The 15,465-nt window shown below is 67.1% G+C and carries 16 protein-coding genes; 10 read left to right on the top strand and 6 right to left on the bottom strand.

Annotation, left to right across the window (positions count from 1 at the left end; genetic code table 11):
• Positions 1–38 precede the first annotated feature (38 nt).
• Both ACFOOQ_RS02210 and ACFOOQ_RS02205 read left to right on the top strand, forming a co-directional pair.
• On the top strand, positions 39–770 hold the full coding sequence (locus ACFOOQ_RS02210) for a M48 family metallopeptidase (RefSeq protein WP_379721132.1): 732 nt from the start codon (positions 39–41) through the stop codon (positions 768–770).
• A gap of 10 nt (positions 771–780) precedes the next feature.
• Positions 781–1,995 (top strand): multidrug effflux MFS transporter, encoded by a 1,215-nt coding sequence (locus tag ACFOOQ_RS02205; RefSeq protein WP_379721129.1) that lies wholly within the window; start codon positions 781–783, stop codon positions 1,993–1,995.
• On the opposite strand, the gene ACFOOQ_RS02200 is transcribed toward ACFOOQ_RS02205, so the two are convergent.
• Positions 1,992–3,041 (bottom strand): alpha/beta hydrolase family protein, encoded by a 1,050-nt coding sequence (locus ACFOOQ_RS02200; protein WP_379721126.1) that lies wholly within the window; start codon positions 3,039–3,041, stop codon positions 1,992–1,994. The genes ACFOOQ_RS02205 and ACFOOQ_RS02200 overlap by 4 nt on opposite strands.
• A gap of 5 nt (positions 3,042–3,046) precedes the next feature.
• Positions 3,047–5,155, bottom strand: a complete 2,109-nt coding sequence (locus tag ACFOOQ_RS02195; protein ID WP_379721123.1) for a transglycosylase domain-containing protein — start codon at positions 5,153–5,155, stop codon at positions 3,047–3,049.
• Between the two features lie 172 nt (positions 5,156–5,327).
• On the opposite strand from ACFOOQ_RS02195, the gene ACFOOQ_RS02190 reads away from it, so the two are divergent.
• From ACFOOQ_RS02190 to ACFOOQ_RS02180, 3 genes are read left to right on the top strand one after another with little or no spacing between them, the layout of a single operon-like run.
• The gene (locus ACFOOQ_RS02190) at positions 5,328–5,468 is read left to right on the top strand and encodes a hypothetical protein (RefSeq protein ID WP_379721120.1); all 141 of its coding nucleotides are present in this window, start codon (positions 5,328–5,330) and stop codon (positions 5,466–5,468) included.
• A 4-nt stretch (positions 5,469–5,472) separates the two neighbouring features.
• A complete protein-coding gene (locus tag ACFOOQ_RS02185; RefSeq protein WP_379721117.1) occupies positions 5,473–6,282 on the top strand; it encodes a metal ABC transporter ATP-binding protein in 810 nt (269 codons plus the stop codon).
• A gap of 34 nt (positions 6,283–6,316) precedes the next feature.
• Entirely contained in the window at positions 6,317–7,204 is an 888-nt protein-coding gene (locus tag ACFOOQ_RS02180; protein ID WP_379721114.1) for a metal ABC transporter permease, read from the top strand.
• Positions 7,205–7,297: 93 nt separating this feature from the next.
• Here the strand turns inward: ACFOOQ_RS02180 and ACFOOQ_RS02175 are convergent, their stop codons facing one another.
• Together ACFOOQ_RS02175 and leuA are read right to left on the bottom strand one after the other, a co-directional pair.
• Positions 7,298–7,636, bottom strand: coding sequence for a P-II family nitrogen regulator (locus tag ACFOOQ_RS02175; RefSeq protein WP_379721111.1), 339 nt, complete (start codon positions 7,634–7,636; stop codon positions 7,298–7,300).
• A gap of 210 nt (positions 7,637–7,846) precedes the next feature.
• Positions 7,847–9,547 (bottom strand): 2-isopropylmalate synthase, encoded by a 1,701-nt coding sequence (gene leuA, locus ACFOOQ_RS02170; RefSeq protein WP_379721108.1) that lies wholly within the window; start codon positions 9,545–9,547, stop codon positions 7,847–7,849.
• Between the two features lie 430 nt (positions 9,548–9,977).
• Between leuA and ACFOOQ_RS02165 the strand changes: the two genes are divergently transcribed.
• The 4 genes from ACFOOQ_RS02165 to ACFOOQ_RS02150 all read left to right on the top strand — a co-directional run bounded on the left by ACFOOQ_RS02165 (position 9,978) and on the right by ACFOOQ_RS02150 (position 13,510).
• On the top strand, positions 9,978–10,679 hold the full coding sequence (locus tag ACFOOQ_RS02165) for a CoA transferase subunit A (RefSeq protein WP_379721105.1): 702 nt from the start codon (positions 9,978–9,980) through the stop codon (positions 10,677–10,679).
• A gap of 19 nt (positions 10,680–10,698) precedes the next feature.
• A complete protein-coding gene (locus tag ACFOOQ_RS02160) occupies positions 10,699–11,349 on the top strand; it encodes a CoA transferase subunit B (protein ID WP_379721102.1) in 651 nt (216 codons plus the stop codon).
• A gap of 593 nt (positions 11,350–11,942) precedes the next feature.
• Positions 11,943–12,536, top strand: a complete 594-nt coding sequence (locus tag ACFOOQ_RS02155) for a YbaY family lipoprotein (RefSeq protein ID WP_379721099.1) — start codon at positions 11,943–11,945, stop codon at positions 12,534–12,536.
• A 380-nt stretch (positions 12,537–12,916) separates the two neighbouring features.
• Complete coding sequence (locus ACFOOQ_RS02150; RefSeq protein WP_379721096.1) at positions 12,917–13,510, top strand: YbaY family lipoprotein; 594 nt, start codon at positions 12,917–12,919, stop codon at positions 13,508–13,510.
• 73 nt (positions 13,511–13,583) lie between these two features.
• On the opposite strand, the gene ACFOOQ_RS02145 is transcribed toward ACFOOQ_RS02150, so the two are convergent.
• Positions 13,584–14,003: a hypothetical protein gene (locus tag ACFOOQ_RS02145; protein ID WP_379721093.1), complete on the bottom strand. Its 420-nt coding sequence runs from the start codon at positions 14,001–14,003 to the stop codon at positions 13,584–13,586.
• 61 nt (positions 14,004–14,064) lie between these two features.
• Positions 14,065–14,496, bottom strand: coding sequence for a YkvA family protein (locus tag ACFOOQ_RS02140; protein ID WP_379721090.1), 432 nt, complete (start codon positions 14,494–14,496; stop codon positions 14,065–14,067).
• 83 nt (positions 14,497–14,579) lie between these two features.
• Here ACFOOQ_RS02140 and ACFOOQ_RS02135 point away from each other — a divergent pair, with 83 nt between their 5' ends.
• Positions 14,580–15,341 carry an SDR family NAD(P)-dependent oxidoreductase gene (locus ACFOOQ_RS02135; RefSeq protein ID WP_379721087.1) on the top strand — a complete coding sequence of 254 codons (762 nt, stop codon included), beginning with the start codon at positions 14,580–14,582 and terminating at the stop codon, positions 15,339–15,341.
• Positions 15,342–15,465: the final 124 nt, after the last annotated feature.

Raw genomic sequence — 15,465 nt, 5'->3', positions numbered from 1 at the left:
CGGCGTTTATGTTACGGTTATATGACAAGGACCAGTCTTTGGCCAAGCAGATTTCCGCATCGGTCGAAATCGGCCCCGACAGCCTGTCGCTCGGTGGCCGCAGCTTTCCGTTCCAGGTCAGGCGCGACTCGCGGGCCCGCCGCATGTTGCTGCGCGTCATGCCCCGCGACGGCGCCGTGGTCCTGGTCCTGCCGGTCCGCGCCAGCCTGCGGTCCGGCCAGCGGTTTGTGGTCGAACAGGCCGACTGGATTCTCGCCCGTCAGGACGAGCGTCCGGCCGTCCAGGTCTGGGAGGACGGGGCCTCGCTGCCCCTGCAGGGCATTGCCCATACGATTCGCCACCGGCCGGACCTGCGGGGCGGAGTCTGGCTGGAAAACGGCGAAATCCATATCAGCGGCCAGGCCGAACACCTGCCTCGCCGGCTGCGTGACTGGCTCAAGCGGCGGGCCCGGGACGAATTCGGTGCTGCAGCGCGGGATATGGCCGCCGGCCTCGGGGTGGTGGTGCGCCGGGTCACCGTCCGCGACACCCAGAGCCGCTGGGGCAGCTGCTCCTCGCACGGCAACCTGTCCTTCTCGTGGCGGCTGCTGATGGCGCCGCCGCTGGTCACCCGCTACCTGATCGCCCACGAGGTGGCCCATCTGCGCCACATGGACCACAGCGGCGCCTTCTGGCGGCTCTGCGCCCAGCTGCTGGGCGGCGAGACCGACCTGCGGGCGGCCCAGCTGTGGCTGCGCCGCCACGGCGCCGCCCTGCACCTGCACGGCTGAGCGGGCCGCGATGCGCCCGCTGTCCCGCGACTCGACCGCGCTGATCATCCTGCTCGGTTTCATCACCGCGCTCGGCCCGCTCAGCACGGACATGTACCTGCCGTCGCTGCCCGGCCTGACGGCGGTGTTCCAGACCGATGCTGCCGCGGTACAACTGACGCTCAGTGCCTTTCTCGCCGGCTTTGCCGTCACCCAGCTGATCTATGGCCCGGCCTCCGACCGCTTCGGCCGCCGCCCGGTGCTGCTGGCCGGCATCGCCATCTTCACGCTGGCCTCGGTCGGCTGTGCCTTCTCGACCAGCATCGGCATGCTGATTGCCTGGCGTTTCGTGCAGGCGCTGGGCGCCTGTTCGGGCGTGGTGCTGGGCCGTGCCATGGCCCGCGACCTGTTCGAGGGCGCGGCCGCGGCACGTGCGCTGTCGATGATGGCGATGACGCTCGGCGTCACCCCGGCGGTGGCACCGATCTTCGGTGGCTGGTTCTTCAGCCGCTTTGGCTGGCAGAGCAATTTCCTGGTGATGGCGGTGCTTGGCCTGCTGCTCGGCCTCTGCGTGCTGCTGCTGCTGGCGGAAAGCAACCGGCGGCCTGACCCGACTGCCACCCGCATCCGGCCGATGCTGCGCAATTTCGCGACACTGGCGGGACATGCGCGCTATCGCGGCTTCGTGCTCTGCGTGGCGTTTTCCTATGCCGGGCTGTTCGCCTTCATCTCCGGCTCGGCGTTTACGCTCAGCCGTGTCTTCGGCGTTGGCCCGCTCGCCTATGGCTACTGCTTCACGCTGATGGTGATCGGTTATGTCGGCGGCGGCTTCCTCGGCACGCGCCTGACCTACCGGCTCGGCGTCAATGCCATGCTCGGGCTCGGCGCCGCTCTCTGCGCTGGTGGCGGCCTGCTGATGGCGGCGCTGCAGACCTGGGCCTGGGCGGCCGGGCAATCCTGGCACTGGTTCAGCCTGGTGGGACCGATGATGCTGTTCTCGGCCGGGGTCGGCCTGACCATGCCCCAGGGCCAGGCCGGTGCCTTGCAGCCGTTTCCGCAGATGGCGGGCAGTGCCGCCTCGCTGATGGGCTTCGTGCAGATGACGGTGGCGGCGCTGGTCGGCATCGGTGTCGGCCATGCGCTGAATGCGACGGCCCTGCCGCTCAGCTACAGCGTTGCGGCCTGCGGCGTGGCGACGCTGCTGTCGTTCCTGCTGATCGTCAACCGCGCGGCCGGCGAGGGTTAGCCGCCGGCCTGCAGACGGGCCTGCAGCCATTCGGCCAGCCGGTCGCGGATGGCGTCGCTGACCGGTCCCTCGAAGCCCGGTTCGCTGTCGGTATCGACCGGCTTCAGGTTGTGGCTGACGCCCGGTACGATGAACACCGCATGGTCGTCACGACCGCGCTGCAGCAGCGCATGATCGAGCGCCAGTGCATCCTTCTCGGGCGACACCTGGACATCGCTGGCGCCCTGCAGGATCAGCACCGGGCCGGCAAAGTCGCGGGCCAGCGCCGCCGGATCGACCGCGAACTGCGCCTGCATGAACGGCCCGATATAGAACGGATAGAGCGGCTGCAATGCCGGCGGCACGGAATCAGGCACCTTGCCGGTCATGCGGATCGCCTTGATCACGCGATCATTGGCCGAGAGGAAGAATCGCCGCTGCTTGTCGGTGGTCTTGTCGGCCTTCAGGCTGCGGGTGATCTGGTCGCGGATCAGCTGGTCGATCCGCCGGCCCGGCGTGGCCGCCAGCACCAGCGCGGCCGGCGGCCGGCCCTGCTGCTGCAGGGTCTGGGCGGCGACCAGGGCGATCAGGCCGCCCTCGGAATGGCCGAGCAGGGCGATGCGGCGGGCATCGACGCTCGCCTGCCCGGCGAGGAAGGCCTCGGCGGCCAGTGCATCGCCGACGAAATTCTCCCAGCGGAAGAATTCGGCATAGTCTTTCTGGTCGGCCGGCAGGCTGGCGGCATTGGCATACATGCCGCGCTTGTCGTAGCGCAGCGAGGCGATGCCACGGGCGGCCAGCAGGTCGGCGATCTGGCGCAGCAGGTCGGTGCGCAGGGCCGGCGGCTGGTTGCCGTCGCGGTCGGTCGGCCCGCTGCCCTGCAGCAGCAGCACGGCAGGCACCGGCTTTGTGGTGTCCATGGGCAGGGCGAGCGTGCCCGCCAGCGCGATGCCGCCGGCGCCGGCAAAGCGCACCTGTTGGCTGGGGGTGGTTTCCGCGGCCTGCACGGCGGCGATCCTGCCAAGGATCAGCAGGCCGGTCACCAGCACAGCGAAGCGGCGGCGCATGGCGGTTATCGGACTGGCTGCGGGCCGGTCTGCCAGACCATGGTCGGTTCGCTGGCAGACGGCGAGGGGGCATAGTTGCTGACCGGTGCGGCCTGCGGCACTGGTGCGGCCTGCGGCACCGGTGCGGCCTGCGGTATAGGCACCTGCGTCGGCGCCTCATTCCTGGCGCCGCCGCCGAACAGCCGGCCGATGCGGTCCCACAGGTTGTCGAGGCTGAGGCCGCGGCTGGGCGGCGCGGGCAGGGCGCTGACCGGCTGGCCCTTGAGGGTGGCGGCCATGAAGCCGTGCCAGATCTGTGCCGGCAGGCCGCTGCCGGTGACTTTTTTCATCGGCGTATTATCGTCGTTGCCGACCCAGACGCCAGTGACCAGATCGGGCGTATAGCCGATATACCAGGCGTCGCGGTAATCCGAGGTGGTGCCGGTCTTGCCGGCCGAGGGGCGGTCGAGCCGGGCGGCGCGGCCGGTGCCGGTCTCGGTGACCGCGCGCAGCAGGTCGTTGATCTCGCCAAGCGCATCATCGTTGATCATGCGCGCGACGCGGCCGTCGCCGGTGCGCTGGTACAGCAGGTTGCCCTGCCGGTCGTGGATTTCCAGCACGCCATAGGGCTGCACGGCATAGCCGCCATTGGCAAAGGCGGCATAGGCGCCGGTCAGTTCCAGCACGCCGACCTCGAAGGCGCCGAGCGCCAGCGCCGGCTGCGGCTTGAGGTCGCTGGTGATGCCGAGCCGACGCGCCGTCTCGATCACCCTGTCACGGCCGACCTTCTCGCTGACCTGCACGGCCACGGTATTGATCGAATGGGCGACCGCCGCGCGCATGGTCATGGTGCCGTGGTACTGGCCGTCGTAATTGCGCGGTCGCCAGTTGCCGATGCTGATCGGCCCGTCGACGAACTCGTCATCCGGGCGGATGCCGCTCTCGACGGCGGTCAGGTAGACGATCGGCTTGAAGGCCGAACCCGGCTGGCGCCGCGCCAGCGTGGCGCGGTTGAACGGGCTTTCCAGGTAGTCGCGGCCGCCGATCATGGCGCGCACCGCGCCGTCGGGGGTGAGCGAAACCAGCGCCGCCTGGCCGGCATCGAGCTTGTCGCCGTCCCGGTCCATGACGCGATCGACGGCGCGCTCGGCCTCGCCCTGGGCGCGGGAATCCAGCGTGGTCACCACGGTCAGGTCGCCGTGATTGCGGCCGACCAGCTGGTAGACCTCGTCGACCACCCAGTCGGCGAAATAGCGCGCGCTCGGCAGCGGGATGCGCGAGCGGGCGAGCCGCGCCGGCTGGGCGATCGCGGCCTTGGCCTGCGCATCGGTGATGAAGCCGGCATCGGCCATGTTCAGCAGCACCTGGTCGGCGCGCGCCTGGGCCGACTTGATGTTGCCGGTCGGCGCCAGCTTCGACGGCGCCTTCAGCAGGCCGATCAGCATGGCGCATTCGTTGAGCGACAGTTTTGCGGCAGGCTTGTCGAAATAGCGCTGTGCCGCCGCCTCGACGCCATAGGCACCGGCGCCGAAATAGACGCGGTTGAGATACATCTCGAGGATCTGGTCCTTGCTGAAATGCTTCTCCAGCCAGAAGGCGAGCAGCAGTTCCTGCACCTTGCGTTTCAGCGTGCGGTCGCGGTCGAGGAAGACGTTCTTGGCGAGCTGCTGGGTGATCGTCGAGCCGCCCTGTACGACGTGGCCGGCGCGCAGATTGGCGTAAGTCGCGCGCAGCAGGCCGATCGGATCGACACCGAAATGGCTGTAGAAACGGCGGTCCTCGGTGGCGATCAGGGCCTGCGGCAGGGCGGGCGGCAGGGCTTTCAGCGGCTGGTGCTCGCCATACAGGTCGCCATAGGTGGCCAGCACCATGCCGTCGGCAGCCTTCAGCGTCAGCGAGCTGCGCCGTTCGATGATGTAGAGGTCGTCGAGATTGGGCAGGTCATAGGCATACCAGGCGACCAGCCCGCCGAGCACGACGACGCCCCAGATGCCGGCGATCAGGCCGAGCCGGGACAGCCGGCCGAGCCAGCCGCGCCACCCCCGCTTGCCGCCGCCCCGGCTGCGCCGGCCACGGGAGGAACGGGAGGGTGAGGCGGACTTCTTCGCTGACTTCTGGCGCGGTTTCTGGGCCATGGTTACTCGGTTGCTGGCGGCGGCGGGGTGCCGGGCGAATCCCGGCCCCGGCCCCGGCGATGCCGCCGGATCGTCTGGCAGTGGAATGTGTTGGGTTTAGGGCAAACAGGGTTGACGGGAGGTGAAGATTGTATGTTATATAATAACATCAACATCACTAGCCGGACCCGCCATGCACCGCCATCGTCCAGATCACGGTTTCGACTTCCCCGTCGCGGTTCTTGCCGCCGGCGCGTGGCAGCGTCTGGCCGTGCTGCTGCCGCTGCTGGTGCTGCTGTGGCTGGCGGTCGGCTGGGCCCTGTGGGAAGGCTGAGACCATGACCGCCCCCGCCGCGATGGCCGGCCTCGCCCCTGAAATCCGCCTCGACAACGTCACCATTGCCTATGACCGGCATCCGGCGGTGCATCATGTCAGCGGCCGGTTCGCGCCGGGCTCGCTGACCGCCGTGATCGGCCCGAACGGTGCCGGCAAGTCGACCTTGCTGAAAGCCCTGGTCGGCCGCCTGCCGGTCGCCGAGGGCAGCATCCAGCGCGGCGGCCTGACCGCGCGGGACATCGCCTTCCTGCCGCAGCAGGCCAGCATCGACCGGTCCTATCCCGTCTCGGTGCTGGAAACCGTCCTGCTCGGCCACTGGCATCGTGTCGGTGCCTTCGGCCGCATCGGCCGTGCCGGCATCGCCACGGCGCGCGAGGCGCTGGCGGCCGTCGGCCTCGAGGGTTTCGAACAGCGGCTGCTGTCGACCCTGTCGGGCGGCCAGGCGCAGCGTGCCCTGTTCGCCCGCGTGCTGGTGCAGGACACGCCGGTGATCCTGCTCGACGAGCCGTTCAACGCGCTGGATACCCGCACCGTCACCGACCTGCTGGCCCTGATGCAGCGCTGGCATGGCGAGCGCCGCACGGTGATCGCCGTGCTGCACGACTTCGAGATCGTGCGCCGGCATTTCCCGGATGTCGTCTATCTGGCGCGGCGGCTGGTCGGCTGGGGGCCGGTCGGCGAGGTGCTGACGCCGGAGAACCAGCTCGCCGCCCGCCGCATGGCGGAATCCTGGGACGAGCAGGCCGGCTTCTGCCACGTGGACCAGACCGATCACCACGATCATTCCGGTCACGCCAGCGACGCTGCCTGATCCCGATGTTTCCAGTCCCTTCCCGGAGCCTGCCATGAGCGGCGGCCTGCATGACATGCTCTACCAGTTCCTGCTGGCGCCGTTTGCGGATTTCGCCTTCATGCGCCGCGCCCTGGTCGCCAGCTTCGCCATGGCGCTGGGCAGTGCGCCGATCGGCGTGCTGCTGATGCTGCGCCGCATGAGCCTGTTCGGCGAAGCGATGAGCCACGCCATCCTGCCCGGCGCCGCCGCCGGCTTCCTGGTGGCCGGTTTCTCGCTGCCGGCGATCAGCATCGGCGGCGTGGTCGCCGGCCTGGTGGTGGCCCTGCTGGCCGGTGCGGCGACGCGCGCCACCGACCAGCGCGAGGATGCCGGTGTTGCCGCCTTCTACCTGATGGCGCTGGCGCTTGGCGTGACGCTGATTTCCACCCGCGGTTCGGCGGTCGACGTGATGCAGTTGTTGTTCGGCTCGGCGCTGGCGGTGGACGAGCCGGCCCTGCTGCTGATGGGCGGCGTGTCGACGGTCAGCCTGCTGGTCTTCGCCATGATCTACCGGCCGGTGCTGGTCGACGGCTTCGATCCGGACTTCCTGCGCGACGCCCATGGCGGCGGCGCGCTGTACCATTTCATCTTCCTGGGCCTGGTGGTGGTCAACCTGGTGGCGGCCTTCCAGGCGCTGGGCAGCCTGATGGCGGTCGGCCTGATGATGCTGCCGGCGCTGGCGGCGCGCTACTGGACGCGCTCGCTGATCGGCGCGCTGGTGACGGCGTCAGGGATTGCCCTGCTGTCGGGCTATTGCGGCCTGCTGGTGTCGTTCCATGCCGACCTGCCGTCGGGGCCGGCCATCGTGCTGTTTGCCGGCGCCGCCTACCTGCTGTCGCTGGTGGCGGGCCGTCAGGGGCTGGTGCGGCTGTGGCACGAGCGGCGCCATCTCGAGGCCTGAGCAGGCCAATACACCACCAACAGAAAACCCGGCCACCGGCCCGTGGGGGCTGGCAGCCGGGTGATCAGTTACCCGAAACGGCCGTGACAGAAATCAGAGCGCGTCGTCGTTGGTCTCGCCCGTGCGGATGCGCAGGGCCTTGTCGATATCCATGACGAAAATCTTGCCGTCGCCGATCTGGCCGGTCTTGGCCGCGGTCTGGATCGCCTCGACGACGCGGTCGGCCAGGGCCGACTTCACCGCCACCTCGATCTTGACCTTCGGCAGGAAGCTGACGGCGTATTCGGCGCCGCGATAGATTTCGGTATGGCCCTTCTGACGGCCAAAACCCTTCACTTCGGTAACGGTGAGGCCCTCGACCCCGAGGCTCGTCAGTGCCTCGCGCACTTCGTCGAGTTTGAAGGGCTTGATCACTGCCATGACCAGTTTCATGTGTCGCACTCCTCAACGTTGTTGGCCGTTTTCCGGGCCTTTGCCCGCCGGCATATCTTTGCCCGCACTCCCCTTCAAGAAGCGTGCCGGGCCCTGCAACCCGAGTCGCACCCCACTTTAGCCCGCCCATTGCGGCTACAGGAAGGCTGTCCTGCAAAACCCTGCCTGAAAGACAGCCCTCCCGCCTAAAGAATGGGCAGTTATGCCCGGTCAGGCCGCCGCGACCAGCCGGTTGGCGGCCGAGGTCACCGCCTTGAGCGAGGCCGCCACGATATTGCGGTCGCGGCCGACCCCGAACAGGGTGGTGCCGTCGCCCCGCTTGACCTCGACATAGGCGACCGCCTCCGACGAGGCGCCGCCGGCCGAGCGCGGGGTGATGGCATGCTCGCGGTAGTCGATCAGGCTGATCTCGACCCCGGCATGGCGGGCGAGGGCGTCGATATAGGCGTCGATCGGCCCGGTGCCCTGGCCCTGCAGCTCGATGGTGCGGTCGCCGTCGCGGATGCTGGCGGTCAGGCTGCGCCGTTCCGAGCTGTGCGGGTCGGGCAGGGTACGGTGGCCGGCAAAGGCGAAGCGGCCGGCCGGCTGGCTGAGATACTCACCATCGAAGGCCTCCCAGATCAGCTGCGGGCTGATTTCCTTGCCGGTGCCGTCGGCGATGCGCTGGATCACCTGGCTGAACTCGATCTGCAGGCGACGCGGCAGTTCGAGGCCGTAATCATGCTCCAGCACATAGGAGACGCCGCCCTTGCCGGACTGGCTGTTGATGCGGATCACCGGCTCGTAGGCGCGGCCGACATCGGCCGGGTCGATCGGCAGGTAGGGGACTTCCCAGATGCCGTCGTTGCGCTGGGCCTGCGCCGCCATGCCCTTCTTGATGGCGTCCTGGTGCGAGCCGGAGAAGGCGGTGAACGCCAGCTCGCCCACGTAAGGATGCCGTGGATGCACCGGCAGCTGGTTGCAGTATTCGGCGGTGCGGGCGACGGCAGTGATGTCGCTGAAATCCAGCGCCGGATCGACACCCTGGGTGAACAGGTTCATCGCCAGCGTCACCACGTCGACATTGCCGGTGCGTTCGCCGTTGCCGAACAGGGTGCCTTCGACGCGGTCGGCGCCGGCCATGACGCCGAGTTCCGCCGCCGCCACGCCGGTGCCGCGGTCGTTATGCGGATGCAGGCTGAGGATGATGCAGTCGCGGTTTTTCACATGCCGCAGGAAATACTCGATCTGGTCGGCGTAGATGTTCGGCGTGCTCATCTCCACCGTGGCCGGCAGGTTGAAGATCACCTTCTTCCGCGGCGTCGGCTGCCAGACATCCATCACTGCCTCGCAGATCTCGATGGCGTAATCGAGCTCGGTGCCGGTGAAGCTTTCCGGCGAATACTGGAACACCCAGTCGGTCTCGGGCGCGGCATCGGCCAGCTGTTTCACCAGTCTGGCGCCGTCCACTGCAATCTGGGTGATGCCGGCCTGGTCGAGGCCGAAGACCACCCGGCGCTGCAGGGTCGAGGTCGAGTTGTACAGATGCACGATGGCACGGTGCACGCCCTTCAGCGCCTCGAAGGTGCGCGTGATCAGTTCGGGCCGGGCCTGGGTCAGCACCTGGATGGTGACATCCGCAGGGATCAGTTTTTCCTCGATGATCTGGCGCACGAAGGCGAAATCAGTGTCGGATGCGGCCGGGAAGCCGACCTCGATCTCCTTGAAGCCGAGCTGCACCAGGGTGTCGAACATGCGGCGCTTGCGCTCGGGGCCCATCGGCTCGATCAGCGCCTGGTTGCCGTCGCGCAGGTCGACGCTGCACCAGACCGGCGCCTTGGTGATGGTCTTGCTCGGCCAGGTCCGGTCCGGCAAGGGGATCGGCTGGAACGGTCGGTATTTGTGAAACGGCATGGGGGACTGGACGGACATGATTTCGCTCCTGAAGCGGAAAATGGGGATTTCGACTGAGATGAGATAAGGGGCCGGATACGGCCGCCGAGAGGCCCGCAGGCTCAGCGGCCGCGGCTAAGTCGAAGCGCCAGAAGCGAAACAACGCCCCGCGCCGGAGCGGCACGGACGATGGTCAGATCAATGGATTTGCGATGAACAGACATGGAAACCAGCCGACTGGATTGACAGCGCACACGCTCGGACCCTCCCGACCCTGCTTACAGGATCGGGCAGATAAGGAGGAGGGTGAGCAGTCGGCGGTTGGTGTTCATATCCTAAACAAAATGCCAGCCTGTCGCGCCGGCGTCAAGCCGACCGTTGCCGCTGGCCGGCCACGTCGGTAATGTCCCTGCGTTTCAGGGACTTGGTCCCGGCACCCAGCGATCCATACTGATCCAGGAAGAGGGGCATGAAGAAAGTTTATCCCAACGCGAAGGCCGCCCTCGAGGGCATCACGCGCGACGGCATGATGGTGATGTGCGGCGGCTTCGGCCTCTGCGGCGTCCCCGAGCGGCTGATCGACGCCCTGATGGACAGCGGCGCCCAGAACCTCACCTGCGTGTCGAACAACGCCGGCGTCGATGGCGCCGGCCTCGGCAAGCTGCTGGAGACCCGCCAGATCAAGAAGATGATCTCGTCCTACGTCGGCGAGAACAAGATCTTCGCCAAGCAGTATCTGGCCGGCGAACTGGAACTCGAATTCAACCCGCAGGGCACCATGGCCGAGCGCATCCGCGCCGGCGGCGCCGGCATCCCGGCCTTCTTCACCAAGACCGGCGTCGGCACCCTGATCGCCGAGGGCAAGGAAGAGCGCACCTTCAACGGCGAGCGCTACATCATGGAAACCGGCCTCGTTGCCGACCTGTCGCTGGTCAAGGCCTGGAAGGCCGATACCGAGGGCAACCTCGTCTATCGCAAGACCGCGCGCAACTTCAACCCGATGATGGCGACCGCGGGCCGCATGACGGTGGTCGAGGTCGAGGAGATCGTCGAGCCGGGCCAGCTCAACCCCGACATGATCCATACGCCCGGCATCTATGTGCAGCGCCTGATCTGCGGCGCGCCGTACAACAAGATCATCGAGAACCGCACCGTGCGGAAGCGCGCCTGAGAAGAGGGAGGGACAGCAGATGGCTTGGACCCGCGATGAAATGGCCGCCCGTGCAGCGAAAGAGCTGAAGGACGGCTTCTACGTCAATCTCGGTATCGGCATCCCGACGCTGGTGTCGAACTACATCCCCGACGGCATGCAGGTCGTGCTGCAGTCGGAAAACGGCATGCTCGGCATGGGTCCCTTCCCCTACGAGGGCGAGGAAGATCCGGACCTGATCAATGCCGGCAAGCAGACCATCACCGAACTGCCGATCTCGAGCTATTTCTCCTCGGCGGACAGCTTCGCGATGATCCGCGGCGGCCATATCGACCTGTCGATCCTCGGCGCCATGCAGGTGGCCGAGAACGGCGATCTCGCCAACTGGATGATCCCGGGCAAGATGGTCAAGGGCATGGGCGGTGCCATGGACCTGGTCGCCGGCGTCAAGAAGGTCGTCGTCGTCATGGACCACACGGCCAAGGACGGCGAAAAGAAACTGCTGAAGGCCTGCAACCTGCCGCTGACCGGCGCCGGCGTGGTCGACATGGTGATCACCGACCTTGCGGTCTTCGAGATCGACAAGAAGAAGGGCGGCATGACCCTGCTCGAGCGCGCGCCGGGCGTCTCGCTCGACGAGATCAGGGACAAGACCGAGCCGTCCTTCGCGGTGGCTGCCAGCGCGAAGTAAGCCCGCGCGCCATATCACGACACGAAGGCCCCGGCGGTTTCCGCCGGGGCCTTTCTCTTTGCGGCCGGGCAAAAAAGAAGCCCCGGACGAACTCGGTCCGGGGCTTCGATGATCACCGCAGTGTAGATGGGGGGCATCCGCATGCTGCGGGCCGGCAGCGCAGGGGAGTGCGCAGCCGGCGCCTGTCGCCACCAGGACTTACTCAACTCTACTCAGTGCGGGAGGAAAGCGACAGGAAGCCGCACTCTAGCCGCAGCGCCCCACCGATGCAGTCCGGCGGAATGCCGCGCGTCACACCGCCGCAGGCCATGCGGCGGCAACAGGGCGGCAAGAGAAAGTCAGGGTTGCGGCAATATTGGCGGTTTCTGTCGGAATCCTGCCATGCCGGCGCCTTGTTGCAGCCATGTTCGGGGCCTCATATGAGGCTGCCTCGTTGCGGGGGCCGGGTGTCACAGACCGGCTGGCAGGCTGTAGCGACGGCAGGTGGAAGAACGGAAGACGGACGCTGTTTTGATGCTGTCCTTCCGCAAGGCCCGCGGACGCCTGTGCGATCCAACGGCACAACCTGTTGGTCGATCATAAGGAGAAAAATCATGATCGCTCGTCGCACATTTATTGCTACTGCCGCCGCTGTTCTGGCGGTTTCCGCCGTCGGGGCCTGTGCCACGCGGGCCAACTCCGTCGACGGTACCGTTTCCTATCGCGAGCGGCTGATCCTGCCGGCGGACAGCCAGGTCGTGGTTCGCCTCGAAGACGTCACCAAGGGCCAGGCCTATCCGGCCGTGGTCACCGAGCAGCGTATCGTGCCGCAGAGCGCTGCGGTCACCCGCTTCTCGCTGCCGTACCGGCCGGGCGACATCAATCCGGCCGGCACCTATGTGGTGACGGCCTGGATCGAGCAGGGCGGCCGCGTCCTGTTCCGCAACGCCAAGCTCTACCAGGTGCTGACCAAGACGGCTCCGATGACCGGCATCAATATCGAGCTGGAGCAGGTGACGGCGCAGTTTATGCCATCGGCACCTGCCGGCAGCAGCAGCACCACGACCAGTACCACCACCACGACCACAGGAACCCCGCCGGGCACCTATATCGTGCAGCCGGCACCGCAGCAGCCGGGCACCTATGTGGTGCAGCCGGCTCCAGCCGCTCCGCCGCCGGGCACGGTGATCTTGCAGCCGATCCATTAACCGGATCGCGCAATCCGTTGCCGGACCAACCCGCCGCTTCGCTGAAGCGGCGGGTTTTTCTGTGAACGCCAGCCGGCCGTCAGGGGGTATCCCACAAGATGTATCCTTCCCTGCCCGGTTGATCGCGTATCTGCAGGTGCATACCGGTGTTCTCAATATATCTGAACCACCTTCAGATTGTTTCATGCCGTGCCTTGGTTCAGTCAGCATCCGGACATTCCGTGGTTTTGTTGTGTCGCTGGCGGTGCGGCCGCACGCTGTCGGGTTGCTCTAAGTTAAGGCGGCTTCTAGCGGAGCAGGCAAAGATGAAATCGCATAGGCGCGTTTCTGCTCCACGATCTCGTCGCAGGCGCCTTCCCCGATCATAAAGGAGAAAAATTATGATCCAACGCCGTACCTTTATGGGCCTCTTCGCAGTCGCCCTGGCTGCCTCATCGCTGGCGGCCTGCGCCACGCGGGGCAATTCCGTCGATGGCACCGTTTCCTATCGCGAACGCCTGATCCTGCCCGCGGATTCCCGGATCGTGGTGCGCCTTGAGGATATCACCAAGGGCCAGTCCTATCCGCAGGTGATCTCTGAGCAGCATATCGTGCCGGACAGCGCAGCGGTGACCCGCTTCGCTGTGCCCTATAATCCGAACGACATTAACCCCAACGCCACTTATGTAATGACCGCCTGGATCGAGCAGGGCGGCCGCGTCCTGTTCCGCAACGCCAAGCTCTACCAGGTGCTGACCAAGACGGCTCCGATGACCGGCATCAATATCGAGCTGGAGCAGGTGACGGCGCAGTTTATGCCATCGGCACCTGCCGGCAGCAGCAGCACCACGACCAGTACCACCACCACGACCACAGGAACCCCGCCGGGCACCTATATCGTGCAGCCGGCACCGCAGCAGCCGGGCACCTATGTGGTGCAGCCGGCTCCAGCCGCTCCGCCGCCGGGCACGGTGATCCTGAACCCGGCCCGCTGACCCACGGCCGACTTCGACCGCAGCAAGCGGGCCCGTCCTCAGGCGAGGCGGGCCCGTTTTTGTTCCGCATTGTTCAGGGGCAGGGAACTTCGCGGAAGCTGTAGACCTTGTCGTCGGCCACCGCGATATCGGCATGATCCTGCCGGTCGCGGCCATGCACCGCCCATTCCGGCGACAAGGTCGTCTGGTAGACGAGGCAGACGGTACGGCCCTCGCGCAGGGTGTGATTGTACTCGGCCCGCGCCGCCCAGTGGCCGTCCTGCTGCAGCAACTGCGTCTCGCCATCCTGCACCGTGACGCGCCAGTGCAGCGCCGTGCCCTCGCGCGTCGGCAGGGTCACCGGTCCCGGCACCGGTGGCAGGGTCACGGTGCTGGCCAGCACATAGCCGCCGGCCAGCACGACGCCGGCCTCGAAGTGCAGCGGCGGTGCCGGCTTGTCGGCGGCCATCGCCGCGGCGCTGATCAGCAGGGACAGGAAAACAATGCGGTGCATGGCGCCAGACTAACATGCGGGCAGTCGGCAGCCCATCGGATGCAGGGTCGGTCCAACTGGTTCAGTCCGCTTGGCGTATCCGCTCCAGCCAGGCTTTCGCCCTGTCGCGATGGACGTCGGTGATGCTGCTCTCGACGGCGCGGATGGCGGCGAGGATCACCGCGAGGTCGTCGGTATAGCCCATCGCGCCGAGCATGTCGGGGATCAGGTCGATCGGCACGATGAAATAACCGATGGCGCCAAACAGAATGGCCTTGGCGCCGGCCGGCGTCTTCGGGTCGATGGCGGCATAGAAAGCCGCCAGGAAGGTCTCGGCCAGCGGCAGGTGGCCGAGTGCCTTTTTCAGCTTGCGCCAGAAGCGCCGCTGCAGGCGCGGCTCCTCCCGGGCCAGCCGGGTGGGATCGGCCGGCAGCTGATAGGCGGTCGGATTCGGATCGGTGCTCACCCGGTGGATATGGGGGTGCAGGACCATCCCCTCAAGGGGCGCCGCCATGGGACCGGGCCTCGTCAGCCGGCGCCCGATCTGCTAGAAACCGGCGACTTCGTTGTACGAACAAACAATCTGGAGGAAGAGTCATGCAGTTGCAGGGCGTAGGCGCAATCGTCACCGGCGGCGCTTCTGGTCTGGGGGCCGCCACCGCGAAGGAACTCGCCAAGGCGGGCGCCAAGGTCGCCATCTTCGACATGAATCTGGATCTGGCCGAGCAGACCGCGAAAGAGATCGGCGGCGTCGCGATCAAATGCGACGTGGCCGACGGCCCGGGCGGCGAGGCTGCCGTCAAGGAGGCGATCGCCAAGGTCGGCCCGGTGCGCGTGCTGGTCAACTGCGCCGGCGTCGGCACGCCGATGAAGGCGGTCGGCAAGGACGGCCCGGTGGCGCTGGAGAAATTCGTCAAGGTGGTGCAGATCAACCTGATCGGCACCTTCAACATGATCCGCCTGGTGGCGCATCACATGCAGCAGCAGCCGGAGATGGCCGACAAGGAACGCGGCTGCATCATCAACACCGCCTCGGTCGCCGCCTTCGACGGCCAGATCGGCCAGCCGGCCTACGGCGCCTCCAAGGCCGGTGTTCATGGCATGACGCTGCCGCTCGCGCGCGAGTTCGCCCCGTTCGGCATCCGCGTCTGCACCATCGCGCCGGGCCTGTTCGGCACGCCGATGATGTTCGCCCTGCCGCCGGAAGCGCAGGAGAGCCTCGGCAAGTCGGTGCCCTATCCGTCCCGCCTCGGCCGGCCGGAGGAATATGCCAGCCTGGCCCGCCATATCTGCGAGAACACCATGCTGAACGGCGAGACCATCCGCCTCGACGGCGCCCTGCGTATGGCGCCCCGCTAAGCGGGACGCCATCGCAAAGAGAAGCCTTGGGTATGGCGCCGCGCTGAGTCGGGGCGACATCGCGCTGGGGCATGGCGTGGGGCATGGCGCTGCGCTGACAATACCATAACGTCATGGTCGGGCC

Origin of the sequence: Ferrovibrio xuzhouensis (assembly GCF_042648965.1) — a bacterium.
In the GTDB taxonomy this organism is placed as follows: Bacteria; Pseudomonadota; Alphaproteobacteria; order Ferrovibrionales; family Ferrovibrionaceae; genus Ferrovibrio; species Ferrovibrio xuzhouensis.
This window is presented reverse-complemented; position numbering and strand designations above follow the sequence as displayed.

Coding starts and splice junctions, on each gene's coding strand:
- ACFOOQ_RS02150 (WP_379721096.1), top strand. CDS start 12,917: ATGATCCAACGCCGTACCTTTATGGGCCTCTTCGCAGTCGCCCTGGCT.
- ACFOOQ_RS02190 (WP_379721120.1), top strand. CDS start 5,328: ATGCACCGCCATCGTCCAGATCACGGTTTCGACTTCCCCGTCGCGGTT.
- ACFOOQ_RS02185 (WP_379721117.1), top strand. CDS start 5,473: ATGACCGCCCCCGCCGCGATGGCCGGCCTCGCCCCTGAAATCCGCCTC.
- ACFOOQ_RS02175 (WP_379721111.1), bottom strand. CDS start 7,636: ATGAAACTGGTCATGGCAGTGATCAAGCCCTTCAAACTCGACGAAGTG.
- ACFOOQ_RS02145 (WP_379721093.1), bottom strand. CDS start 14,003: ATGCACCGCATTGTTTTCCTGTCCCTGCTGATCAGCGCCGCGGCGATG.
- leuA (WP_379721108.1), bottom strand. CDS start 9,547: ATGTCCGTCCAGTCCCCCATGCCGTTTCACAAATACCGACCGTTCCAG.
- ACFOOQ_RS02160 (WP_379721102.1), top strand. CDS start 10,699: ATGGCTTGGACCCGCGATGAAATGGCCGCCCGTGCAGCGAAAGAGCTG.
- ACFOOQ_RS02200 (WP_379721126.1), bottom strand. CDS start 3,041: ATGCGCCGCCGCTTCGCTGTGCTGGTGACCGGCCTGCTGATCCTTGGC.
- ACFOOQ_RS02180 (WP_379721114.1), top strand. CDS start 6,317: ATGAGCGGCGGCCTGCATGACATGCTCTACCAGTTCCTGCTGGCGCCG.
- ACFOOQ_RS02165 (WP_379721105.1), top strand. CDS start 9,978: ATGAAGAAAGTTTATCCCAACGCGAAGGCCGCCCTCGAGGGCATCACG.
- ACFOOQ_RS02140 (WP_379721090.1), bottom strand. CDS start 14,496: ATGGCGGCGCCCCTTGAGGGGATGGTCCTGCACCCCCATATCCACCGG.
- ACFOOQ_RS02155 (WP_379721099.1), top strand. CDS start 11,943: ATGATCGCTCGTCGCACATTTATTGCTACTGCCGCCGCTGTTCTGGCG.
- ACFOOQ_RS02135 (WP_379721087.1), top strand. CDS start 14,580: ATGCAGTTGCAGGGCGTAGGCGCAATCGTCACCGGCGGCGCTTCTGGT.
- ACFOOQ_RS02205 (WP_379721129.1), top strand. CDS start 781: ATGCGCCCGCTGTCCCGCGACTCGACCGCGCTGATCATCCTGCTCGGT.
- ACFOOQ_RS02195 (WP_379721123.1), bottom strand. CDS start 5,155: ATGGCCCAGAAACCGCGCCAGAAGTCAGCGAAGAAGTCCGCCTCACCC.